The organism is Streptomyces carminius (assembly GCF_002794255.1).
GTDB lineage: Bacteria > Actinomycetota > Actinomycetes > Streptomycetales > Streptomycetaceae > Streptomyces > Streptomyces carminius.
On sequence record NZ_PGGW01000022.1, the window covers coordinates 81581 to 105819 of the forward strand.

The 24239-nt window shown below is 69.6% G+C and carries 16 protein-coding genes and 1 pseudogene; 14 read left to right on the forward strand and 3 right to left on the reverse strand.

What is annotated here, in order from left to right; genetic code table 11:
- Window positions 1-106: 106 nt before the first annotated feature.
- The 12 genes from infA (at window position 107) to CUT44_RS08445 (ending at window position 18070) form a co-directional block, all read left to right on the forward strand.
- The gene (gene infA, locus CUT44_RS08390) at window positions 107-328 is read left to right on the forward strand and encodes a translation initiation factor IF-1 (protein WP_003948620.1); all 222 of its coding nucleotides are present in this window, start codon (window positions 107-109) and stop codon (window positions 326-328) included.
- Window positions 329-389: 61 nt separating this feature from the next.
- Window positions 390-503, forward strand: a complete 114-nt coding sequence (gene rpmJ, locus CUT44_RS08395) for a 50S ribosomal protein L36 (RefSeq protein WP_009740505.1) — start codon at window positions 390-392, stop codon at window positions 501-503.
- A gap of 202 nt (window positions 504-705) precedes the next feature.
- Window positions 706-1086 (forward strand): 30S ribosomal protein S13, encoded by a 381-nt coding sequence (rpsM, locus tag CUT44_RS08400; RefSeq protein WP_100201550.1) that lies wholly within the window; start codon window positions 706-708, stop codon window positions 1084-1086.
- Window positions 1087-1152: 66 nt separating this feature from the next.
- The gene (rpsK, locus tag CUT44_RS08405; protein ID WP_004571845.1) at window positions 1153-1557 is read left to right on the forward strand and encodes a 30S ribosomal protein S11; all 405 of its coding nucleotides are present in this window, start codon (window positions 1153-1155) and stop codon (window positions 1555-1557) included.
- Between the two features lie 26 nt (window positions 1558-1583).
- On the forward strand, window positions 1584-2210 hold the full coding sequence (gene rpsD, locus CUT44_RS08410; RefSeq protein ID WP_100201551.1) for a 30S ribosomal protein S4: 627 nt from the start codon (window positions 1584-1586) through the stop codon (window positions 2208-2210).
- 137 nt (window positions 2211-2347) lie between these two features.
- Window positions 2348-3370, forward strand: a complete 1023-nt coding sequence (locus tag CUT44_RS08415) for a DNA-directed RNA polymerase subunit alpha (RefSeq protein WP_093660637.1) — start codon at window positions 2348-2350, stop codon at window positions 3368-3370.
- Window positions 3371-3580: 210 nt separating this feature from the next.
- Window positions 3581-4123 (forward strand): 50S ribosomal protein L17, encoded by a 543-nt coding sequence (rplQ, locus tag CUT44_RS08420; RefSeq protein WP_100201552.1) that lies wholly within the window; start codon window positions 3581-3583, stop codon window positions 4121-4123.
- 115 nt (window positions 4124-4238) lie between these two features.
- Window positions 4239-5105, forward strand: a complete 867-nt coding sequence (gene truA, locus CUT44_RS08425; protein WP_100201553.1) for a tRNA pseudouridine(38-40) synthase TruA — start codon at window positions 4239-4241, stop codon at window positions 5103-5105.
- 224 nt (window positions 5106-5329) lie between these two features.
- On the forward strand, window positions 5330-6868 hold the full coding sequence (locus tag CUT44_RS08430; RefSeq protein WP_233221309.1) for an FG-GAP-like repeat-containing protein: 1539 nt from the start codon (window positions 5330-5332) through the stop codon (window positions 6866-6868).
- Window positions 6869-6927: 59 nt separating this feature from the next.
- The gene (locus tag CUT44_RS08435; protein ID WP_100201554.1) at window positions 6928-10590 is read left to right on the forward strand and encodes a LamG domain-containing protein; all 3663 of its coding nucleotides are present in this window, start codon (window positions 6928-6930) and stop codon (window positions 10588-10590) included.
- A gap of 114 nt (window positions 10591-10704) precedes the next feature.
- On the forward strand, window positions 10705-17619 hold the full coding sequence (locus CUT44_RS08440; protein ID WP_233221310.1) for a polymorphic toxin-type HINT domain-containing protein: 6915 nt from the start codon (window positions 10705-10707) through the stop codon (window positions 17617-17619).
- 19 nt (window positions 17620-17638) lie between these two features.
- Window positions 17639-18070, forward strand: a complete 432-nt coding sequence (locus CUT44_RS08445; protein WP_100201555.1) for a DUF4259 domain-containing protein — start codon at window positions 17639-17641, stop codon at window positions 18068-18070.
- Between the two features lie 157 nt (window positions 18071-18227).
- Here CUT44_RS08445 and CUT44_RS08450 read toward each other — a convergent pair.
- Window positions 18228-18761: pseudogene (locus CUT44_RS08450) on the reverse strand (site-specific integrase); the annotation flags it as partial.
- Window positions 18762-18777: 16 nt separating this feature from the next.
- A complete protein-coding gene (locus CUT44_RS08455) occupies window positions 18778-19746 on the reverse strand; it encodes a sulfotransferase domain-containing protein (protein WP_100201556.1) in 969 nt (322 codons plus the stop codon).
- A gap of 163 nt (window positions 19747-19909) precedes the next feature.
- On the opposite strand from CUT44_RS08455, the gene CUT44_RS08460 reads away from it, so the two are divergent.
- Window positions 19910-20794, forward strand: a complete 885-nt coding sequence (locus CUT44_RS08460; protein WP_408646725.1) for a D-alanyl-D-alanine carboxypeptidase family protein — start codon at window positions 19910-19912, stop codon at window positions 20792-20794.
- A 58-nt stretch (window positions 20795-20852) separates the two neighbouring features.
- Here the strand turns inward: CUT44_RS08460 and CUT44_RS08465 are convergent, their stop codons facing one another.
- Entirely contained in the window at window positions 20853-21701 is an 849-nt protein-coding gene (locus CUT44_RS08465) for a hypothetical protein (RefSeq protein WP_100201558.1), read from the reverse strand.
- A 53-nt stretch (window positions 21702-21754) separates the two neighbouring features.
- Here CUT44_RS08465 and CUT44_RS08470 point away from each other — a divergent pair, with 53 nt between their 5' ends.
- Window positions 21755-23374: an ABC-F family ATP-binding cassette domain-containing protein gene (locus CUT44_RS08470; RefSeq protein WP_100201559.1), complete on the forward strand. Its 1620-nt coding sequence runs from the start codon at window positions 21755-21757 to the stop codon at window positions 23372-23374.
- Window positions 23375-24239 lie beyond the last annotated feature (865 nt).

Here is a 24239-nt window from a genome sequence, read left to right on the forward strand (position 1 = left end):
GTGTTTCGCCGCGCCGTGTCGTAGACTGGCTCGTCGGTCCATGTGTGCCTGCGCGCACCCACGGGCTGATCCAGGTAGCCGATCCCGGAAGGTGAAGCGCTCAAGCATGGCCAAAAAACAAGGGGCCATCGAGATCGAGGGCACCGTCGTCGAGTCTCTCCCGAACGCGATGTTCAAGGTGGAGCTCCAGAACGGGCACCAGGTCCTCGCGCACATCAGCGGCAAGATGCGGATGCACTACATCCGTATCCTGCCCGACGACCGTGTCGTGGTGGAGCTGTCCCCCTACGACCTGACGCGCGGGCGGATCGTCTACCGCTACAAGTAGATCTCTCGCCCTCATCCCGTTCGCGCGGGGTGGTGGCCTGACCCGGAGAACCTCACATCCCATGAAGGTCAAGCCGAGCGTCAAGAAGATTTGCGACAAGTGCAAGGTGATCCGCCGCCACGGCCGGGTCATGGTGATCTGCGAGAACCTGCGCCACAAGCAGCGCCAGGGCTGACGTAAGACCCACCTCGCACCTCGCGGCTCTTCGCGCGACGCAAGCGACACAACCAGATACGCAGTCACCCGACCCCCCGCCGTGACACCTCTCACTGTCGGTGGGGACGACACCCCCGGACGGAGGCCGGGGACCCGGCTCGTAGATCTTTACGGGAACGGTGCTGCGGAAGACCTCCGAGTAGAAACCAGGAGCCACGTCCATGGCACGCCTCGAAGGCGTTGATCTCCCGCGCGACAAGCGTGTGGAGGTCGCCCTCACCTATGTCTTCGGCATCGGCCGCACGCTGTCCCAGCAGACGCTGGCCAGCACCGGGGTGAACCCGGACACGCGCGTCCGCGACCTGACCGAAGAAGAGCTGGTCCGGATCCGCGAGTACGTCGAGGCCAACATCAGGACCGAGGGTGACCTCCGTCGTGAGATCCAGGCCGACATCCGCCGCAAGGTCGAGATCGGCAGCTACCAGGGTCTGCGGCACCGTCGCGGCCTGCCCGTCCGGGGCCAGCGCACCAGCACGAACGCCCGGACCCGCAAGGGCCCGCGCCGCGCGATCGCCGGCAAGAAGAAGCCGGGCAAGAAGTAGTCCGCACCGGACACCGACGACAGGTCCGGACTGTAGGACCGACCACCTCCACAGGAGAAACTCTTTATGCCTCCGAAGGGCCGTACGGCCGGCGCCAAGAAGGTGCGCCGCAAGGAGAAGAAGAACGTCGCCCACGGGCACGCTCACATCAAGAGCACGTTCAACAACACCATCGTTTCCATCACCGACCCCACCGGCAACGTGATTTCCTGGGCCTCCGCCGGTCACGTGGGCTTCAAGGGCTCGCGCAAGTCGACGCCGTTCGCCGCGCAGATGGCCGCCGAGTCGGCCGCCCGTCGCGCGCAGGAGCACGGCATGCGCAAGGTCGACGTGTTCGTCAAGGGTCCCGGCTCCGGCCGTGAGACCGCGATCCGCTCCCTCCAGGCCACCGGCCTCGAGGTCGGCTCGATCCAGGACGTCACCCCGACCCCGCACAACGGCTGCCGCCCGCCGAAGCGTCGCCGCGTCTGACCAGCTGAAGTAGGAGATACACGACTATGGCGCGTTACACCGGGGCCGACTGCAAGCGTTGCCGTCGGGAGAAGCAGAAGCTCTTCCTCAAGGGAGCCAAGTGCGAGAGCGCTAAGTGCCCGATCGAGATCCGTCCTTACCCCCCGGGTGAGCACGGACGCGGGCGCACCAAGGACAGCGAGTACCTGCTGCAGAAGCGTGAGAAGCAGAAGGCCGCCCGCATCTACGGAGTCCTTGAGAAGCAGTTCCGCGGTTACTTCAACGAAGCGAACCGCAAGCAGGGCAAGACGGGCGAGAACCTGCTCCGCATTCTGGAGTCCCGTCTGGACAACGTGGTCTACCGGGCCGGCTTCGCCAAGTCCCGCGACCACGCCCGCCAGCTCGTCCGCCACGGACACATCATGGTGAACGGCCGCAAGACCGACATCCCGTCGGCTCGCGTCGCTCCCAACGACATCGTCGAGGTCCGTCCGTCCTCCCGCACCATGACCCCCTTCCAGGTGGCTCAGGCGGAGGCCGGCGACAAGACCGTGCCGGCGTGGCTCGAGGCCATTCCGTCGCAGCTGCGGATCCTCGTCCACTCGCTGCCCGAGCGCCAGGTGATCGACACCCAGGTGCAGGAGCAGCTGATCGTCGAGCTGTACTCCAAGTAATCCGGAGTACCGGCTCCCGGTCACGGGCGGTGCGGCCCGCACGGGCCGCACCGCCCGTACCCTTGCAGTAGAAAACCGGGCCTTCGCCCGGCGCTCGGCATCAAATAGCGGTTGCCGAAGACTGGAGGCACATCCCCATGCTGATCGCTCAGCGCCCCTCACTGACCGAAGAGGTCGTCGACGAGTTCCGCTCGCGGTTCGTGATCGAACCGCTGGAGCCCGGCTTCGGCTACACCCTCGGAAACTCCCTGCGCCGTACGCTCCTCTCCTCGATCCCCGGTGCCGCCGTGACGAGCATCCGGATCGACGGGGTCCTGCACGAGTTCACCACCGTGCCGGGCGTCAAGGAGGACGTCACCGACCTGATCCTCAACATCAAGAGCCTGGTCGTCTCCTCGGAGCACGACGAGCCGGTCGTGATGTACCTGCGCAAGCAGGGCCCGGGTCTGGTCACCGCCGCCGACATCGCACCGCCGGCCGGTGTCGAGGTCCACAACCCCGACCTGGTGCTCGCCACGCTGAACGGCAAGGGCAAGCTGGAGATGGAGCTGACCGTCGAGCGCGGTCGCGGCTACGTCTCCGCGGTGCAGAACAAGCAGGCCGGCCAGGAGATCGGCCGCATCCCGGTCGACTCCATCTACTCGCCGGTCCTGAAGGTCACCTACAAGGTCGAGGCGACCCGTGTCGAGCAGCGCACCGACTTCGACAAGCTGATCGTCGACGTCGAGACCAAGGAGTCCATGCGGCCCCGGGACGCCATGGCGTCCGCCGGAAAGACCCTGGTCGAGCTGTTCGGTCTGGCCCGCGAGCTGAACGTCGACGCCGAGGGCATCGACATGGGCCCGTCCCCGACGGACGCCGCGCTCGCCGCCGACCTGGCCCTGCCGATCGAGGAGCTGGAGCTGACCGTCCGCTCCTACAACTGCCTCAAGCGCGAGGGCATCCACTCGGTGGGCGAGCTGGTGGCCCGCTCCGAGGCGGACCTGCTCGACATCCGCAACTTCGGCGCCAAGTCGATCGACGAGGTCAAGGCGAAGCTCGCCGGGATGGGCCTGACCCTCAAGGACAGCCCGCCCGGATTCGACCCGACCGCCGCCGCGGACGCCTTCGGCGCCGACGACGACGCGGACTCCGGCTTCGTCGAGACCGAGCAGTACTGAGACGGAGCGGTACCGCCACGAGCGGTACCGCCGCCGGTTCCCACCGGCGGCCCCGGCCGGGCGCGGCATCCGCCGCACCCGGCCGGCCCACAACCTCCGGGGCACCGCGCATCATGTGCCGCGCGCCCCGGGCTCCGGCGGGCACAAGCCCGTACGGACACTGACACCGGTACCTGATACGGCCGGTGCAGACACCGAGGAGAAGGACCCATGCCGAAGCCCACCAAGGGTGCCCGTCTGGGCGGCAGCGCCGCGCACCAGAAGGCCATGCTGGCGAACCTCGCCACCAGCCTCTTCGAGCACGGCCGCATCACCACCACCGAGGCCAAGGCCCGCCGGCTGCGCCCGGTGGCGGAGCGCCTGATCACCAAGGCGAAGAAGGGCGACCTGCACAACCGCCGCCAGGTGATGCGCTCGATCCTGGACAAGAGCGTCGTCCACACGCTCTTCACCGAGATCGCCCCGCGCTACGAGAACCGCCCGGGCGGCTACACCCGTATCACCAAGATCGGTAACCGCCGGGGCGACAACGCGCCCATGGCCGTCATCGAGCTGGTGGAGGCCCTGACCGTGCAGCAGGAGGCCGTCGGCGAGGCCGAGGCCGCCACGAAGCGCTCGGTCAAGGAGCAGGACGCCGGCAAGGACGCCGCGGGCGACGAGGCCCTGGCGGGCCTGAAGAAGGACGACGAGGCCCCGGCCGAGGAGAAGGCCGACGAGAGCGGCGAGGCAGGCGAGGAGAAGAAGGAGGCCTGAGGCCCCCTTCGGACCCGGCGCGGCCCGAGCCGTACGGCAGCACAGGCAGCACCACAGGCGGACCCGTCTCCCGACCCGGAGACGGGTCCGCCGCCGTTGGAGAGGATCACCGGCGTTGAGCGAGGAAGTGGAGCCCGGACGCGTACGGGTCCGGCTGGACCTGTCGTACGACGGGAGGGACTTCTCCGGCTGGGCCCGGCAACACGGCCGGCGCACCGTCCAGGGCGAGCTGGAGGAGGCGCTGCGGGTGGTGACCCGCTCGGCGGAGGTCTTCGAGCTGACGGTCGCCGGCCGCACCGACGCCGGGGTGCACGCCCGCGGCCAGGTTGCGCACGTCGACCTGCCCGGAGAACTGTGGGCGGCGCACCGCGAGAGGCTGCTGCGCAGACTGGCCGGACGGCTGCCGCACGACGTACGGGTGCACCGGGTCGCCGAGGCGCCGCACCACTTCAACGCGCGCTTCTCGGCGATCTGGCGCCGCTACGCCTACCGGGTCTGCGACCACCCGGGCGGGGTGGACCCGCTGCGGCGCGGTCACATCCTGTGGCACGACTGGCCGCTGGACGTGGCGGCCATGAACACCGCGGCCGAGGCGCTGCTGGGGGAGCACGACTTCGCGGCGTACTGCAAGCGGCGCGAGGGCGCGACCACCATACGGACGCTGCGGGAGCTGCGCTGGGAGCGGCTGCCGGACGGCACCGTGGAGGCGCGGGTCGTGGCCGACGCCTTCTGCCACAACATGGTGCGCTCCCTGGTGGGCGCGCTGCTCTTCGTCGGGGACGGGCACCGGCCGCCCGCCTGGCCGGGCGAGGTGCTGGCCGCGCGGGTGCGGGACTCGGCGGTGCACGTGGTGCGGCCGCACGGGCTCACCCTGGAGGAGGTCGGCTACCCGGCCGACGAGCTGCTGGCCGCGCGCAACGCCGAGGCCCGCAACCGGCGGACGCTTCCGGGGGCGGCGGGGGCGGGGGCCGGCTGCTGCTGAACCTGGCGGCCTGTCAGGCTGACGCCAGGTCAGCGCTCCGGTGGTTCAGGAGGGTTCGCTGAGAAGTGTTCCGGCATAGGGCCTGACCGATCACCGGTCGGGCTTTTGTCGATCGTTTTCGGTCATCATCGTTCTTGAAACTTGACCGTTTCTCTCCCTGTCGAGAAAGATCACCGCGACTTCACGCGTTTCAAAAGATCTTCACAAGGGGCGGGGGAACCGGCGTGCGCGCACGCGCAGGCACGATCGTGCTGACCGTGGTGGCAGCGATGGCACTGTCCGGCGGGACACCGCCGCCCACCCGGGCGGCGACGGCCGCGGCGGGGTGCACCGCGGGCACGGAGTCGGACTTCAACGGTGACGGGATCCGCGACATCGCGATCGCCGATCCCGAGGCGACCGTTTCCGGCAGGGCGGAGGCCGGGGTGGTGCACGTCGTCTACGGCGGCGGCAAGGGCACGGCCGTGATCTCCCAGGGCACCGCGGGGGCTCCGGGCGTGCCGGAGGCCGGGGACCGCTACGGTCACGCCCTCGCGGTCTTCGACCACAACGGGGACGGCTGCAGTGACCTGGTCGTCAGCTCTCCCTACGAGGACATCGAGGACCAGGCCGACGCGGGCTCCGTCCAGGTCCTGTACGGGGCATCCAACGGCCTGACCACTGGGCCCGCGGCGCTCGACCTCGTCCAAGGCAAGGGCGGCGGAAACATCGGGAGTGCCGTCCCGGAGGGAGGCGACTGGTTCGGCTACGCCACGGCCGCCGGGACCACCTCCGCGGGAGAGCCCTACCTGGTGATCGGTGTGCCGGGCGAGGACGCCGGCAGCATCGCGGACAGCGGGATGATCCACTACCTGCGCAACAGCGTGAACGCCGGAGTGACCCAGGACAACGATGGTGTGCCCGGGCTCGTGGAGGCGAACGACCGGTTCGGATACGCGGTGGCCGCCTCGCCTCTGCACATTGCCGTGGGCGGACCCGGCGAGATGATCGGGGACAACACCTTCTCCGGTGCCGTTTGGGTGTTCGGCCACACCCTGCGCGACGACGGCCTGCCCACGCCACTGGCCGGGATTGATCAGGACTCCCCCGGGGTCAATGGTGGTGCCGAGACCGGCGATCAGATGGGCGTCGCGCTCGCCACCGTCCAGTACCGACCCTCCGGTGCCTCGTCCACCAATGAGACATTGATCGCCGTGGGCGTTCCCGGGGAGGACCTGGCGACTGGTGAGGACGCCGGGCGGGTCATCAACCTGCGGGTTACCGCCTCCGGTGATGTGGTCCAGTCGGCCGACATCAGCCAGGCCTATGCCGCCGTCGTGGGCGTGGGTGAGGACGGCGACTACTTCGGGCAGCACCTCACCGCCGTCAACACCGCGCCCGATTCGGTCGGCACGGCCCGGACCGTACTGCTGGCAGTCGGCATCCCGGGTGAGGACATCGAAGCCGCAGGAGCGCAGGACTCCGGCGGTGTACAGATCTTCCCGCTGATCGGACCTCCGGGCGATGGCGAAGTCTGGTTGGAGCAGGACCTGTTCGGTCTGCCGGGGACCCCGGGGACGAGGGAGTACCTGGGCACCAGTCTGTGGGCCACTCAGCAGCAGCTCTACGTGGGCAAACCCTACGGACCGCAGGCCGACCGCGGCGTCTACGGCATTCCCTGGCCGAACCTGGTCTCCGACGGCACCGGCACGGTGACTGCCCGACGTCCTGGCGAAGGCGGGCTGCCGTCCGGCGACCGTGCCTTCGGGGCGGTGGTCCGGTGAGGGCGTACGGAGACGGCGACCGGACGGCAGGAAGACCGGACGGACGCAAGGACAGGGACGTGAACGAGAACCGGACGCGGCCCCGTACGCGCCGCCACACCGCGACCGTCGTCGGCGCGCTCACCGCGCTCCTGGTGACCGGGAGCGCCGTACCGCCCGCCACCGGCGCGGGCGGGGACGCCCGGGACACGGTGCGCACGGCCGCGGCCGCCCCGGCGAAGACCTCTTCCGGGACGTACGCGACGGTGCAGCGGACCGAGGAGTTCGCCCGTCTCGCCGCCGAGGAGAACGGCGCGCCGGTGGAGGTGGCCGGGCTGCGGCAGGAGCGGCGGGAGGTCTTCGCCAACCCCGACGGCTCCTTCACCGCCTACGAGTACACCGAGCCGGTCCGCACCGTGCGCGGCGGCGAGTGGGTCGACGTCGACGGCACCCTGGTGCGGCGCGCGGACGGCGGCTGGTCGCCGAAGGCCGCCACCGTCGAGGTGGAGTTCTCCGGCGGCGGCGACGGACCGTTCGCCCGGATGCGCAAGGCGGGCCGTGAGTACGCCCTGACCTGGCCGGGCGGGAAGCTGCCCGAGCCCAGGATCGAGGGCGACTCGGCCACCTACCCCGACGTGCTGCCCGGCGTGGACCTGGTGGCCCGCGCCGAGGTGGACGGTCTGGCGCACCTGCTGGTCGTGAAGACGGCCGAGGCGGCCGCCAACCCGGAGCTGGAGAGCATCGACTTCGGTCTGCGGACGGCCGGCCTGGAGGTCTCCGAGACGGAGAGCGGCGCGCTGCGGGCGGTGGACACGGCGGTCGGCGGCACGGTCTTCGAGGCCGGGAAGCCGGTGATGTGGGACTCCGCCGGCACGGGCGAGGGCACCACCGGCGAGCCGGCGCAGTCCACCGCCCCGGACCGGGCCGACCAGGCGTCCTTCACCGTCACCGCGGACACGTCCGGGGCGGCGTCCGCCGACGCGGCGGCCGAGGGGCCCGGCGCCGGCGGCCGTACCGCCCCGGTCGGCGTCGAGGTGACCGGGGACCGGCTCACGCTCGTCCCGGACCGGGAGCTGCTCACCGGCGAGGACACCGTCTACCCGGTGGTCATCGACCCGATCCAGCGCACCACCTCCCGCTCCGCCTGGACCGGGGTGATGTCCGGCGTGCCGGGCGAGCAGGACTGGAAGTACTCGGGCAGCGCGGGCGCGGGCAAGTGCCCGGTCAACTACAACCCGGACAGCTGCTCCGGCATCGGCGTACGGCGGCTGCTGTTCACGATGCCCATGTCGTTCTACCGGGGCAAGCAGATCCTGAACGCGAGCTTCTCCGCCCGGGTGGAGCACGTCTACTGGGCCGACGCGCGCGCGGAACCGATCGACCTCTACCGGATCGGCGGCAAGAACCACAAGGTCACCTCCTCCAGCGACTGGTCGAACACCAAGGACGACTGGGACGACCACCTGATGACGGTGGACCGGAAGATCTCCCCGACCAAGTGCTCCGGCCAGGCCAACCTCCACTTCGAGGGCGGCGAGCTGGTCAGCGAGGTGGGCGCGGCCGCCTCCGGCGGCTGGACGTCGATGTCGCTGGGCCTGCGGGCGAAGGACGAGGGCACCTATAACGGCTGGAAGCGGATCTGCGGAAACGCCTATCTGAAGATCGGCTACAACAATCCGCCCGGACAGATCAGCACCGGCCACATGTCCTCCAACCCCGGCGGCCGGTGCACCTGGGGAGCGGACCGCCCCTACACCGACGTACTGCCCCAGCTCCGCACCGAGGCGCGCGACCCCGACCACACCTCGTCCAGCACGGACAAGGTGAAGGTGCAGTTCAAGGTGGCCTGGACGGGGAAGGACGGCACCGCCCGCTCCTACACCCACGACACCGCCTACAAGGCCCCCAACTCCGGCACGGCCTTCACCCACACCATGAGTTCCCAGGTCACCAAGGACCTGCGGCCCGACTCGGTGATCTACTGGACCGCCCGGGCCTACGACGGCGACGCCTGGGGCGAGTGGAGCAGCACCGGCACCCAGCGCTGCGAAATCGTCCACGACCCCACCCGGCCCGGCGCCCCGGCGGTGACCTCCGAGGAGTACCCGGACGACGAGGTGTGGCACGACGGCGTCGGGACGACGGGCACCTTCACCTTCGAGCCGAACACGGACGACAGCATCCCTGACGGCGACATCGTCGAGTACCGCTACAGCTTCGACGGCGAGCCGATGAGGACGGTCGCGCCCGCGAGCCCGGGCGGCCCGGCGACGGTGACCTGGCGCCCGCTGGCCGCCGGGCCCCACTGGGTGACCGTCGAGGCGTACGACCGGGCGAAGAACTCCAGCGTCCCCGCCCAGTACGAGTTCCTGGTCGACGACGGCCGCCCGGTCGTCGGGCAGTGGAACCTGGCGGACGAGGCCGGTGCCGCCGACGCCCACGACGAGTCGGGCCGCTACCCGGCGACCGCGGGTTCCGGCGTGGAGTTCGGCGTGACCGGCCCCGGCGGCCGGGCCGACGCCGCGGCCCGGCTCGACGGCAGCGCGAACGCGTACCTCGACGCACAGGCCACCGTGCTGGACACCGGGGGCAGCTTCAGCGTCAGCGCCTGGGCCCGTCCCACCGCACTCGACCGGGACATGGTCGTGGCCAGCCAGGACGGCACCGGCGAGCCGGGCTTCACACTCGGCTACGACGCCGCGGCCGGATCATGGGCCTTCTCGATGCCGGTCAGTGACGTGGCCACGCTCGGCCACTGGAAGGCGTCGGCCGGGGTGACACCGGTCAAGGACCAGTGGGTGCTGCTCACCGGCGTCTACGACGCCGAGGCGGCCGGCGGCCCGAAGCTGAGTATCTACGTCAACCAGCAGCTGAAGAAGACCGTCACACGCGGCTCGGAATGGACCGCACACGGCGCCCTCCAGATCGGCCGGGCCACGGCCAAGTCCGGCTACCGCGACCACTTCACCGGCGATCTCGCCGAGGTCCGGGTCTTCGACCGGATCCTGACCGCCGCCCAGGTCGCCGAGCTGATGACCGTCAAGCCCGAGCGACGGGGCTACTGGCCGCTGGACGAGGCCGCCGACGGCGGCTCCGCCAACGTCCAGGAGGGCGGGCAGCCGCTGGCGCTGCACGGGAACGCGTCGGTCTACCGGCCGGACGACCCGCTGTTCGACAGCTCTCCCCTGGTCGGCGACGGCCATCTGGTGCTGGACGGCGACGGCGACTGGGCAGCCACGGACGCACCCCCGGTGACCGGGGACAGCAGCTTCACGATCGCCACCCGCGTCCAGCTCACGACCGACGCCCCGGAGCAGTCGCAGACCGTCTTCTCGCTCCCCGGGCGCAACGCCGACCGGGTCGCGGTGCGCTACCAGGCGTCCACCGGGCAGTGGGAGTTGGAGGTGGCGCGGGAGGACGCGGCGGAGGCAGCGGCGACCGTGGTGACCGACAGCGCGCCACTGCCGAGCAGCGACGGCTCCGGGCAGCACCTCGCCGTGGTCTACGACGCCTTCGCCAACGACCTGCGGCTCTATGTCGAGGGCGATCTGACCGCCACCGCGTCCGGCGGAGACGACACCCTGTGGCCCGCGACCGGTGGGCTCCAGGTGGGCCGCTCTGTGCAGGGCGGCGGCACCGAGTACCTCGCAGGTGCACTGGACGAGGTACGGGTGTACGCCGGCGCGGTCGATCCCTCCGGGATCGAGCTGATGAACCAGCTCATCGCCGTCCCCGTGATGTAACCGGCCGGGGGCACCGGCGGCATGCCGGTGCCCCTCTCCGCTCACCGTTCCTCTTTCCCCGCCGTGCGCCTTCCCTGACCTGAACCCGCCTTCGGACCTGCGGAGATACCCTTCGTGAACCCCTTTAAAGGTCGTCTGCTGAGCCGCCGCATACCCAAACGCGCCATCGGCGCCATCGTGCTGGGTCTGAACCTGGTTCTCGTCGGCACCACGGCCCAGGCCGTACCGCTGGACAAGGACACCGGTAAGGGCCGCCCGGGCGTCCAGGACCTCGGCGACCCCGCCGAGGGCCGGGACGTCAAGGCCGCGCCCCGGCCGGTGGACCCCACGAGGAAGGCCGCGGTCAGGGCCCTCGACAGGGCCGACTGGCCGAAGGCCGGAAGTGCCGAGATCGCGGTCGGCGCCGCTGGGAGGGTTGCGAAGAAGATCGAGGTCGGCGGCCTGCCGATCACGGTGGCCGAAGCCGGGCCGACGGAGAAGAGCGGGAAGGCGAAGGCGCGGAAGGACGGGGAGGAGAACACCTCCCCGGCCAGAGTGAGCGTCACTTCCCTGGACCGCAAGCGGACCCGGGAACTCGACAGTGCCGCAGTGCTGAAGGTCAGCCGGGCCGACGGGGCGGAAAAGCCGGGCGTGGTCGAACTCTCCGTGGACTACTCGGCGTTCGCCGAAGGATTCGGTGGTGACTACGGTGCCCGGCTACGCCTGGTGCGGCTGCCCGACTGCGCCGCCACCGCCGAACCGGGCAGCGCCGAGTGCCCCCGGCAGCCCGTCCCGCTGGCCTCGAAGAACGATGCCGGCCGGCGGACGGTGACCGCACGGGTCACCGCCGAACCGGCGGAGCCGGGCATGTCCACCCAGGCGGGTGAGGCGTCTGCCTTGGTCGCCCTCGTCTCGGGGATCGAGTCCGCCAAGGGCGACTACACGGCGACTTCGCTGGCACCGTCGGCGAGCTGGAACGTCGCCAACTCCTCCGGCGGGTTCTCCTGGGAGTATCCCTTCCGCGCGGTGCCTACCCCCGGCGGCCTGAACCCGACGATCGGCCTGGGCTACTCCTCTCAGGCAGTGGACGGCCGTACCTCGGTCACCAACAACCAGGGCTCCTGGGTCGGTGACGGCTTCAGTTTCGAGCCCGGCTACATCGAGCGCGCCTACAAGCCCTGCGCCGACGACGGCCACAAGGACTCCGCCGAGCAGTGCTGGGCGCACGACAACGCCACCGTTCTCCTCGAAGGCAGCTCCGCCCAGCTCATCAAGGACGACGACACCGGCGAGTGGCACATGACCGGGGAGAGCGGCGCCCGGGTGGAGAAGCTCACCGGCGCCGCCAACGGTGACAACGACGGCGAGCACTGGAGGGTGACCACCACAGACGGCACCGAGTACCACTTCGGCCTGAACCGGCTGCCCGGCTGGACCTCTGGTAAGGAGGAGACCGACTCGGCCTGGACCGTCCCCGTCTTCGGCGACGACTCCGGCGAGCCCTGTCACAACGCCACGTTCACCAAGGCGCACTGCAAGCAGGCGTGGCGGTGGAACCTCGACTACGTCAAGGACACCCACGGCAATGTCATGTCGTACTTCTACGGGGCGGAGACCAACTACTACGCCCTGAACGGCAGGACGGACGTCGACGGCACCGCCTACCACCGCGGCGGCCACCTCAAGCGCGTCGACTACGGCCAGCGCGACGGCCAGGTCTACGCCGCCAAGGCCCCGGCCCGGGTGGAGTTCACCGTCGCCGAGCGCTGCCTGCCCACCGAGACCTTCGACTGCGCCCCGGACAAGCGCACCACGGCCAACGCCGCCCACTGGCCCGACGTCCCCGTCGACCTGGAGTGCAAGGCCGGCACCCACTGCAAGGCCGGACAGGCCTCGCCCTCCTTCTGGACCACCAAGCGGCTGACCGGCGTCACCACCCGGATGCGCACCGGCACCGACACCTACGAGGACGTCGACGCCTGGACGCTGACCCATCGCTTCCTCGACAACGGCGACGACTCCGGGACGCTGTGGCTGTCGAAGATCGGGCACGAGGGCAGGGCCGGCGACGACCACATCAAGCTGCCCTCGGTGGACCTGCACGGCATCCAGCTGGCCAACCGGGTGGACAAGGACGGCGACAACATCGACGCCTTCCACCGCTACCGCCTGGCCACCGTCCTGAGCGAGACCGGCGCCCAGCTCGACGTCAACTACGCCCCCACCGAGTGCACCGCCGACGCCCTGCCCGAGCCGGGTAAGTCCACCAGGCGCTGCTACCCGGTGAAGTGGGCGCCGCCGGGCCACACCGAGCCGATCACCGACTGGTTCCACAAGTACGTCGTCGCCGAGATCATCGAGACCGACCGCACCGGAGGCGGCGACGACATGGTCACCCGCTACGACTACAACGGCGCCGCCGCCTGGCGGCACGCCGATCCCGACGGCATCACCGACGAGAAGTACCTCACCTGGAACGAGTGGCAGGGCTACGGCAAGGTAACCGTCACCAAGGGCAACGGTGAGGCCGACGCCGCGCGCGTCGACTACACGTATCTGCAGGGCATGCATGGGGACAAGGACCCCGACGGCGGCACCCGCTCGGTGCGAGTCACCGACTCCACCGGCAAGGAGTACACCGACCACAAGGAATACACCGGCTTCGAAGTCGAGGCCGCGACCCATGACAAGGGCAAGATCGTCTCCAAGGTCGTCACCGAGCCGTGGAAGCACGACACCGCCATCCAGACCAAACCCTGGGCCACCACCAGGGCTACCCTCGTCAAGCCGAGGGCCACCCGCGGCTACAGCCTGCTGTCCGGCGGAGACTGGCAGGAGACGAGAAGCACCACCTCCTACGACACGGCGGGGACCAGCACCGGCCGCATCGTCCGCACCGAGGACCTGGGCGACGTCTCCACATCGAAGGACGACACCTGCACGCGGACCTGGTACGCGGACAACAAGGCCAAGAACATCCTGGAACTGCCGTCTCGTATCGAGATCGTCTCCGTCGACTGCGCCGCCACCCCGGACCGCAGAACACAGGTCCTGGAGGACGAGCGCTTCTCCTACGACGGCGGATCGTTCGGTGACGCACCGGTCCGTGGTGACGAGACCACATCGGAGCGGCTGATGTCGCACGACGGCACCACGGCCACCTACCAGGTCACAGGCACTGCCACCTACGACGCCTTCGGCCGTCCGACTTCGGAGACAGACGCGGCCGGAGCGGCCGTCAAGACGGAGTACACCCAGGCCAACGGGCTGATCTCCCAGGTGAAGGTCACCAATCCACTGGGCCACGTCACCACCGCCGACTACGCACCGGCCTGGGGCCAGTCGATCCGCCACACCGACGCCAACGGCAAGCGCGCCGAAACCCGGCTCGACGCGCTGGGCCGGGTGACCGGTGTCTGGCTGGCCAATCGGAGAAGCACCCAGACCCCGAACGTCAAGTACAGCTACCTCGTCCGCAAGGACAAGCCGGTCGCGATCAAGGCGGAGAAACTTGAGGACGGCGGGACGTACGGGACCGAGTACGAGATTTACGACAGTCTGCTGCGTCCGCGCCAGCTCCAGAGCGAGGGCCCGGACGGTACCAGGCTGGTCGGTGACACCTTCTACGACGGCGCCGGCCTCATCAAGCAGGGCAATGAGACCTACAACGCCGTAGGCGCTCCCTCCGACGAACTGCTGGTCGTCCGCAATGGCGAGGTCGGTACCCAGTACCGCTACGAGTACGACGGGCTGGGCCGCACCACGGCGGAGATCTTCGCGGTTGCGGGAGTGGAGCAGTGGCGCACCACGGTCCGGTACGACGGTGAGCGCACTCACGTCGATCCGCCCGAGGGCGGGGTGCCGACGACCACCATCGCCGACGCCACCGGGCGGACCACCGAGCTGCGCCACTACCACGGCGAGGCCCCGAACCCGGACGGTGCCGCCGGACCCGGTAACGGCTACGACGCGACGAAGTACACCTACACCCCGGCCGGGCAACTGGCCACGGTCACTGATGCCGAAGGCAACACCTGGCGCTACGAGTACGACCAACTGGGCCGCAAAACCAAGAGCATCGACCCGGACGCCGGTACCTCCACCGTCACCTACGACGCCGTCGACCGGCCGGTGACGACCACGGACGCGCGGGGCAAGAGCGTCTCCACGGCCTACGACAAGCTGGGGCGGGTCATCACCACCTGGAAGGGACAGCCGAACACCGGCACCAAGCTCACCGAGACCCGGTATGACAAGGCGGGCTGGCTGGGCCACGCCTATGCTTCGCTCCGGTACGTGGGCGACGGAAGCCAGTACTTCACCACGGTCACCCAGTCGATGGACGCGCTCTACCGTCCGCTGAAGACGGCCTACTCGGTCCCCGAGACGGAGAACGACCTCGCTGGCGTCTACACCTTCACCACCACCTACAACCAGGACGGCACGGTTTCGGGCGAGGGTATGCCCGCTGCGGGTGGCCTCGGCTCGGAAGCTTTCGTCTATGGTTACGACGAGTTGCAGCGCCCGGTGTCCCTGAAGGGCAGCACCTCCTCGTACGTCACCGACACCGTCTACTCCACCGCCAGTTTGCTCCAGCAGCTCCAGCTGTCCACCGGCAGCGGCAAGCGGGTCTGGCAGAACTTCGACTACGAGAAGGGCACCGACCGGCTGACCCGCTCGACGGTCAGGACCGAGGGCGTCACCGGCCCGGCCAAGGCCTCGCACTACACCTACGACCAGGCCGGGAACGTCCTGTCGATCTCCGACACCTCGGGTTCCGCCCCCGACGTGCAGTGCTTCACCTACGACACCGGCCAGCGGCTGTCCGAGGCATGGACGCCGGTGGCGACCGCCGAACAGGCCACCGGCTCCGGCACGGTCGGCGGCAAGCTGGGCGGCGCGGCACCGGCCGCGTGCGGCGCGGCACCGGGAGAGCGCGCGCTGGGCGGTCCGGCACCGTACTGGAAGTCGTACACCGTCGACGCCTTGGGCAACCGCCTCAAGGAGGTCGTCCACGACACCGACCTGGAGGCCGCCAAGGACATCATCCGTACCTACACCTATGGCGAGGAAGGTGCCGGGCCGCACGCCGTGACCAAGGTCGTGGAGGAGACCCCGACCGGCGACCGGCAATCCACCTACGCCTACGACAAGTCCGGCAACACCACCGGGCGGACCATCGGCGGCGACACCCAGAGCCTGGAATGGGACGCCGAGGGGAAGCTTGCCAGGACCGTCGAGGTGGACGGCAAGGAGGCCACCTTCACCTATGACGCGTCCGGCAACCGCATCATGCGGAAGGACGCCACCGCCACCACGGTCTATTTGCCGGGCATGGAACTGCGCCTGGCCACGGGATCGTCGAAGGTGGAGGCCACTCGCTACTACACCTTCGCTGGCCGGACCATCGCGGTGCGTACCGACGACGGCAAGCTGGCCTGGCTGGTCTCCGACCACCACGGCACGGGCGAACTGGCCGTCGACGCCGTCACCGGTGCGGTTCTCGCCCAGCGCCGCTTCGACCCCTACGGCCTGGAGCGCGGCAGGGCGAGCGGCACCTGGCCGGGGGAGAAGGGGTTCGTCGGCGGCACGATCGACGCCCAGACCGGCCTGACCAGCATCGGTGCCCGTGAATACGACGCGAAACTAGGCAGATTCATCTCGGTCGACCCGGTCATCGACTTCACCCAGCCCCAGCAGATCAACGGCTACGCCTACGCCAACAACAGCCCGGTGACACTGTCCGATCCGTCGGGCATGTTCGTGGGCTTCTTCCACAGCCTGGTCAAGGTCGTCAAGTACGTCGTCAGCACGGTTGGCAAGTGGTTGCGCAACAATCCTCACCACGAGGTGCGGCAGGCACAGCGCAAGAGAGACCAGGTAGAGCAGCGTCTCAGCTCGGCCAAGAAAAAGGTCAAAAGGTCTATCGAAGGCCTGAAGAAGATCGGTGGAGAGCTGATCGGCGTTGACGCGGCCATGGACTGCCTGGCGTCGCCCAATATGTCGGACTGCGGCGAGACAGTGGCCAATATCCTCTCCACAGCGGTCGGTGGTGTGGCCGGAAAGCTTGCAGCCAAGTACGGAATAAAAATCGGCAAGTTCGTCGATGACATGAAGACGATCGGGGGCCACCTCAGGAGGCTGATAGAGGGATTTGACGAGGCTGGAGACGCGACGAGGGCGCTCAACAAGGCCAAGAAGGGACTCCAGAAGGCAAAGGAGAAGGCGCAGAAGTCCAAGGAGGCGCTTCGCAAGAAGGGGAAGTGCTCGGCCCCGCACAGCTTCCTTCCGGGGACAGGGGTCCTCCTCGCCGACGGATCGAGTAAACCGATCGAGGACGTCGAACTCGGCGACAAGGTCACCGTCACCGATCCCGAGACGGGTGAGACCACGACCCGCGAGATCGTCGGCACCATCGTCACCGAGGACGACAAGCACTTCGTCGACCTCACCATCACCCTTGATGGTGGCCGGAGCACCGCAGCCCTGATCTCCACAACCACCCACCCCTTCTGGGTGGAGTCAGCGCAGGAGTGGATCAAGGCTGACGACCTCAAGCCGGGGATGACGCTCCGCACCCCGGACGGCGATACCGTCACCCTCACCGCCACCCGTCACTTCGAGCAGCGCCAGCGTACCCACGACCTCACCGTCAGGGGCATCCACACGTACTATGTGCTGGCGGGCGAGACACCGGTACTCGTTCACAATGCAAACTGCGGTCCGGGAACCAAGTTTGACGTGCCGACCGAGCCGGGCGTGTACTCGATCCATCTCAAGGACGGGACAACCTACGTCGGAAGCTCCACGACAAGCATTCGGGAGCGAGTGAACAAGTCGATGCGTTCCAAGCATGCGGTTCGGAAGGCTGGATACACAGCGGACGACATAGCCAACGTCACCTATTTCACTCTGCCTAGCGGAACGAGCAAGACGGCGATCCGTCGGATGGAGCAGACTATGATGGAGGGCGTCAAGACCAGAGGGGGAACTCTACTCAATCGGAGAGATCCTGAAATCGACGTACCAAGAGGCGGCTACTTGCCGTAGCGCTCGACTGGAGTCTGCGATGGGAACCTGGGGACCGGGGCCGTTTGACAGTGACACTGCGGAAGACTACCTGGACGAACTGGAGGAAAAGTCTGCGTCCGGGCGGCTCGTAGCCGTCACGACAACATTCCGCGCAACAACCGAAGATGGTACCTCCTCGGAAATTCTTCCAGAGGAGGTGATAGCAGCCGCTGCGGTCGTTGCCGCCAACCTTCCGGCTGGCGCTTCCTTGGAATGGAGTGAGGATTACTCGGACGTTACTGATTGGCTGCCGAAACCAGTCGATCCGATCCTCGCTTCTTCTGCAATGCGGGCGCTGGAGAACGTCTTCTCGGAGAATGAATCATTCTGGCGGAGTTGGGTGAATGCGGAAGAGAGGGAAGAGGCGCGAGCAGAGTTGGATCGCGTGAAGGCGCTGTTGCGATCCGCCTATGGCGGTGGGTCGCGATAGATCTCGGTCCCCTACGGACCAGGCAGGTGAATTCACGTTCGCGAATTCTGGTGGCAAGGGTTGTCCGATTTGGCGGGATCGCTCCGCGCTGACGGCAGTAGTTGACGGCAACGGCGGCGAACACCATTGGTGTTCGCCGCCGTTGCCGTGCGCGGGGTCAGGGGCGGTTGAGGGCGTCGCCGAGGGCGGTCATGGCGTCGCGCTGGAGGCGGAGTCGGACGTGGGCGTAGACGGTGGCGGTGACGCCGATGTGGGCGTGGCCGAGAAGTTCCTTGATCAAGACGAGGTCGACGCCCTGTTCCAGGAGCAGGGTGGCGGTGGGGTAACGGAGGCCGTGGAAGCGGATGCGGCGGAGGCCGACCTTACGAAGGAGCGTGGTGAAGGCGCGGGTGAGGTTGGTCGGGTCGATTGTTTTTCCCTGGAGAGTGGTGAACACGTGCCCGCTGTGCTGCCACGCGGCGCCTGCGGCTTCCCGCTCGCGCTGCTGCCGTTCGCGGTGGAGCTTCAGCGACTGGACGCGGCGGGTAGGCAGGGCGATGCGGCGCTCGGAAGCCCGGGTCTTGGTGGGGAGCGTGGTGAGCCCGTCTGTGCTGGTGCGCTGCAAGGTGCGACGGATGGCGGCGGTGTCCGTGCCGAGGTCGAGGTCTTCCCAATGGAGGCTGAGGAGTTCGCCCTTGCGGAGTCCGGTGTGGGGCAAGGTCCGCCGTCTACCCCTCGTCGCGGGAGAGCCAGGTGCGCAGGTCGGCGGGGAGGCGCCGCATCGCCGCGCGGTACAGCGCCAGGTCCTCCTCGGTGACGACGCCGTGCCACTGCCCGCTGCGTCCCTTGTGGAAGAACTGGAAGGAGGAGACCACGGCACCGGTCGCGCCGTCGCCGAAGATCTGGCGCCGGTCGGCCCGCATGTCGGAGAAGGTGCACGCCTCCACCAGTTCCGGCCACAGGTCCTCGTCCACGGGGATGTCCAGGAACGCGCTGACGCGGCGCATCTGCCCGTCGAGGTCGTCCAGCATGTCCTGGTAGTGCAGGAGGAGGACGTTGGGCTCGTCCCGGTGGTGCCACCAGGACTCCAGGTGGTGGGTGGGCGAGTTGAACGGCCGGCCGTCGGACTCCCACGGGAAGGCGCTGCGGGTGAAGTAGGCGCGCCAGAACTCGCGGACGTCCTCGGGGATCGCCGGATGCCCGGGGGTGTGGACGTCGTCACCGGCGGGCCCGGGCGGGAACGGGACCCGGCTGGTGCCCAGCGCGTGGTTGTGGGTGGAGAGCGCGGTGTCCCGCAGATCGCGCCCGACGACCAGGTACGACACCTCGGGGTGGACGGGCAGGGCGTCCATCGGCAGATGGGTCTTGATGAACCGCCGGTGCTCCTGCCCCTCCAGAAGCCCCAGCGTCTGCTCCAGGGGGACGAAGGCGCAGTCGAGCCAGGGGCTGACCTCCGCCAGCGGCCCCGGCAGCCGGGTGCTCCGGAAGACCAGGACCGAGGCGATCCGCTGGGCCCAGGTGGTGCCGGCCTTGGCCGGGGTGGAGATCACGATGTCGCCGGGCCGCGGCCGGTAGCTGTCCCAGTAGGTGCTGTCCGTGAGGAAGCTCCGGTAGGTGCGCCGGGAGTCCGTCCGTGTGCCCGTGGCGTGATCCTCCGCCGCGTGCGCCGCTCCGCTCAGCAGCGCGATATCGGCCATGGGCGGCCGCCGGGAGAACGGAGAGTTGTCCGAATCCGGGGCAACTCCCAGGACACGTCGGTGGTCTGACGGTCGGGATCCGCGGTGCGCGGGTCCCGACGACCACGATGACACGGAGTGTCCATTGATACTGGGAACAAGGGGGGCCCGCCGGGCGGGGACGGTGGCACTGACCGCCGGAGCCGTCCTGGTGGCAGGGCCGCTGGTCGTTCCGGCGCAGGCGGCCGCCGGGCCGTCCGGAGTGGCGGCCAAGGGCGCCTTCCTGCTGGACAGCGGCCCCAACAAGGCACTGTGGGGCAAGAGCGCCGACACCAAACGGCAGATGGCCAGCACCACCAAGATCATGACCGCGGCGGTCGTCCTCACCACCAAGGGCGTCGACCTCAACCGCAAGGTCACGGTCAAGAAGGCCTACCGTGACTACGTCGCCAAGAACGGCGCCAGCACCGCCGACCTGAAGACCGGCGACAAGCTCACCGTGCGGCAGCTGCTGTACGGCATGATGCTGCCCTCCGGCTGTGACGCGGCGTACGCGCTGGCGGACACCTACGGCAGCGGCAGCACCACGGCGGCCCGCACGAAGTCGTTCATCTCGAAGATGAACAAGAAGGCCGCCGACCTGGGGATGAAGAACACGAAGTTCGACTCCTTCGACGGCATCTCCAAGGCGGGCAAGAACCAGTCGACCCCGCGCGACCTGGCGAAGCTGGCCCGGCACGCGATGGCCAACAGCACGTTCAAGACGGTGGTCAAGGCACCCAAGACCGTGCAGAAGGCCACCAACGGGCGCACGTACACCTGGTACAACACCAACACACTGCTCGGTTCCTACAAGGGTGTGGTCGGCATCAAGACGGGCACCGGCACCAAGGCGGGGCCCTGCCTGGTCTTCGCGGCGACGCGTGACAAGCGCACGGTCGTCGGGGTCGTGCTCAACAGCTCCAAGCGCTACCCGGACGCGACGAAGATGCTCGACTGGGCCTTCAAGCAGAAGAAGGCCAGCAAGGTGACCCTGCGCCGGCTGCCGCAGGACGCGCAGCGGGACTGACGGGGAGAACCCGGCTCCACGGGACCCGGCCGCCGAGCGGCCGGGTCCCGCACGGGCGTCAGCCGCCGACCGCCGCCCGGGCCTGCTCCTGGCCGCGGTCGAGGAGGCGGGCGAAGGCGAAGTCGGCGCCGTCGCGGCCGGTTCGGCGGGCGGCCTCGTCGGAGGCGGTGACGCTTCTGCCGTCGGTGTGGCCGGAGATGGTGAAGTACGCGTAGCGGCCCAGCGCGTTGGCCGAGGTGTGGCAGGTGACGCCGCCCCGGCAGAAGGTGGGGACGCCCGCGCCGGGCAGCGAGGCGACGTTCGGCTCGGCCTGCTCCTTCGCCTTCCGCGCGGCCTCGTCGCTGCCGAAGACGGCGACGCCGACGGTGACCGCGAGCCCGTCGCGCTCGTACGTCACCCGGATCAGCTCGCGGCAGCCGTTGTTCGCCAGCACCGTCCCGAGCGCGCCCTGGGTGCCGGCGGCGCAGCTCTTCGTGGTGGCCGTGGCGCCCTTGGCGTACGTCCGGTCGTTGACCTTCATCGAGTCGCCGGGGAACAGCGTCCCGGCGCCGAGCGGCGCCTTGTCCTTCGCCGGGTCGGAGAGGAACTCCCGCGGATCCGGTGGCGGGGGAGGGGGCTCCGAGGAGAAGCTCGGCTCCGGCTGCTCCGGGCTGGGCGGCAGGCTCCCGGCGGACGGCAGCGCCCCCGAGGGCCGGTCGGACGTCCCGGTGCCGGAACCGTCCTCGCTGATCACGGCCGTCGCGACGATCGCCGCGACGACCGCCGTGGCCACCGCGCCGCCGCCGATCAGCAGCCAGCGCCGCCGACGCGCGCGGGTGCGCTCGGCCCGCTCGGCCAGCGCGTCCCAGTCCGGTGCGGACGGCCCCCCTCCCGGGCCCCAGCCCGGTCCCCCCTGCCCAAAACTCATGGGCGCATCATATTCGCTTGCCCGCCCGCCGGACGCGCGTCAGAGTCGGGCCCATGGGACATGTCGAGGCGGCGCATCTGGAGTACCACCTTCCGGACGGGAGGCCGCTGCTCGGCGATGTCTCGTTCCGGGTGGGCGAGGGCGCCTCGGTGGCGCTGGTGGGCGCCAACGGCGCCGGGAAGACCACCCTGCTCAGGCTGATCGCGGGGGAGCTGACACCGCACGGCGGCACGGTGACGGTCGGCGGCGGGCTCGGTGTGATGCCGCAGTTCGTGGGCTCGGTGCGGGACGAGCGGACCGTGCGCGACCTGCTGGTCTCGGTGGCGCAGCCACGCGTCCGGCAGGCCGCGGCGGCGGTGGACGAGGCCGAGCACGCGATCATGACGACCGACGACGAGGCCGCGCAGATGGCGTACGCGCAGGCGCTGGCCGACTGGGCCGAGGCGGGCGGCTACGAGGCCGAGACCGTCTGGGACATGTGTACCACCGCCGCGCTGGGCGTGCCGTACGACAAGGCGCAGTGGCGCAAGGTGCGCACCCTCTCCGGAGGTGAGCAGAAACGGCTGGTCCTGGAGGTCCTGTTGCGCGGCCCGGACGAGGTGCTGCTGCTGGACGAGCCGGACAACTACCTCGACGTCCCCGGCAAGCGCTGGCTGGAGGAGCGGCTGGACGAGACCCGCAAGACGGTCCTGTTCGTCTCCCACGACCGTGAACTGCTGGCCCGGGCGGCACGGAAGATCATCAGTGTGGAGCCGGGCCCGGCCGGATCCGACGTGTGGGTGCACGGCGGCGGCTTCGCCACGTACCACCAGGCGCGCAGGGAGCGCTTCGAGCGCTTCGAGGAACTGCGGCGCCGCTGGGACGAGCAGCACGCCAAGCTGAAGCAGCTGGTGAACACCCTCAAGCAGAAGGCCGCCTACAACGACGGGCTGGCCTCCCGGCTCCAGGCGGCCCGCACCCGGCTGCGGAAGTTCGAGGAGGCGGGTCCGCCGCAGGAGCCGCCGCGTGAGCAGGACATCCGGATGCGGCTGCGCGGCGGGCGCACCGGGGTGCGGGCCGTCACCTGCGCCGGGCTGGAGCTGACCGGGCTGATGAAGCCGTTCGACCTGGAGGTCTTCTACGGGGAGCGGGTCGCGGTGCTGGGGTCGAACGGGTCGGGGAAGTCGCATTTCCTGCGGTTGCTTGCCGGTGGTGACGTCGCCCACACGGGTCAGTGGAAGCTGGGCGCCCGGGTGGTGCCCGGCCACTTCGCGCAGACGCACGCACATCCGGAGCTGGAAGGCCGCACGCTGCTGGACGTGCTGTGGACCGAGCACGCGAAGGACCGGGGCGCGGCGATGTCCGCGCTGCGCCGCTACGAGCTGGACCGGCAGGCCGAGCAGCCCTTCGGGAAGCTGTCCGGCGGGCAGCAGGCCCGATTCCAGATCCTGCTGCTGGAGCTGGCCGGATCGACGGCCCTGCTGCTGGACGAGCCGACCGACAACCTGGACCTGGAGAGCGCGGAGGCGCTCCAGCGGGGCCTGGAGGCGTACGACGGGACGGTGCTGGCGGTGACGCACGACCGCTGGTTCGCGCGCTCCTTCGACCGGTTCCTGGTCTTCGGTGCGGACGGGCGGGTGCGGGAGGTGCCGGAGCCGGTCTGGGAGGAGGGGCGGGTGGTGCGGGCGCGCTGAGGGGGTGCGGTTGCCGTGCTCGTGCTCGTGTCCGGGGTGCGGGTGCGGGTGCGGGTGCGGGGGTCGGGGCCGGTCCGGGGCGGCCATTCCGGACGGTACGATTTACGGCCGTTGCCGTGCCACGTGTCCTGAGCCGCTCATTGGCCGCAAATCGTACTTGAGTGTCCGGAACGGCCGCCCCTCCCCGTCCCCTCCCGCCGTCGCCGGGTGCGCCATCGCCGTGCCTGCGGTCCTCCACCCCCGCCGGCTCACACACGTCGGGTGACACCCCGCCCTGCCCCGCGGCCGCACTGCCGGCCACTCGCCCCCGCACGTGAGGGCGGCCAGGACGTGCCGCTGCCGCGAGGCCGGCCGCCGGCCGTTCCCGTGAGGGTGATCAAGGCGCGTGCCGCTGTCGTGGGGTGCCGGTTGTTCGGCGGGGCCGTGGGGGTGGCCGGGGCGCTGCCCGCCCCCGGTGTGCAGGGGTGTACTCCCTGGTGGGACCGGGGTGGCCTGCGGGTGCGTCCGGAGCCGGGGCCGGTCCGTATCGGCTCCGGGCGGCCCTGTCGGGAGTGGGTTCGGTCCGGGGTGCGCGGCAGGCGGAGGAGGACATCCCGGGGACGGGTCCGGGGCTGCCTCTCCCGGGGGCGGGTTCGGCCCGGGGCTGTGGGGGGTGTGGTCGGAGGAGCACCCCGGGAGTGGGCCTGGTCTGGAGCGCAGGCACGGCGGTGGTGCACCCGGCGACGGCGGGGAGGGGACGGGGAGGGGCGGCCGTTCCGGACACTCAAGCGTTATTTGCGGCCAATGAGTGGGTGACAGAACGTGACACGATCACGGCCGTAAATAATGCCGTCCGGAATGGTCGCCCCGGACCGGCCCCGACCCC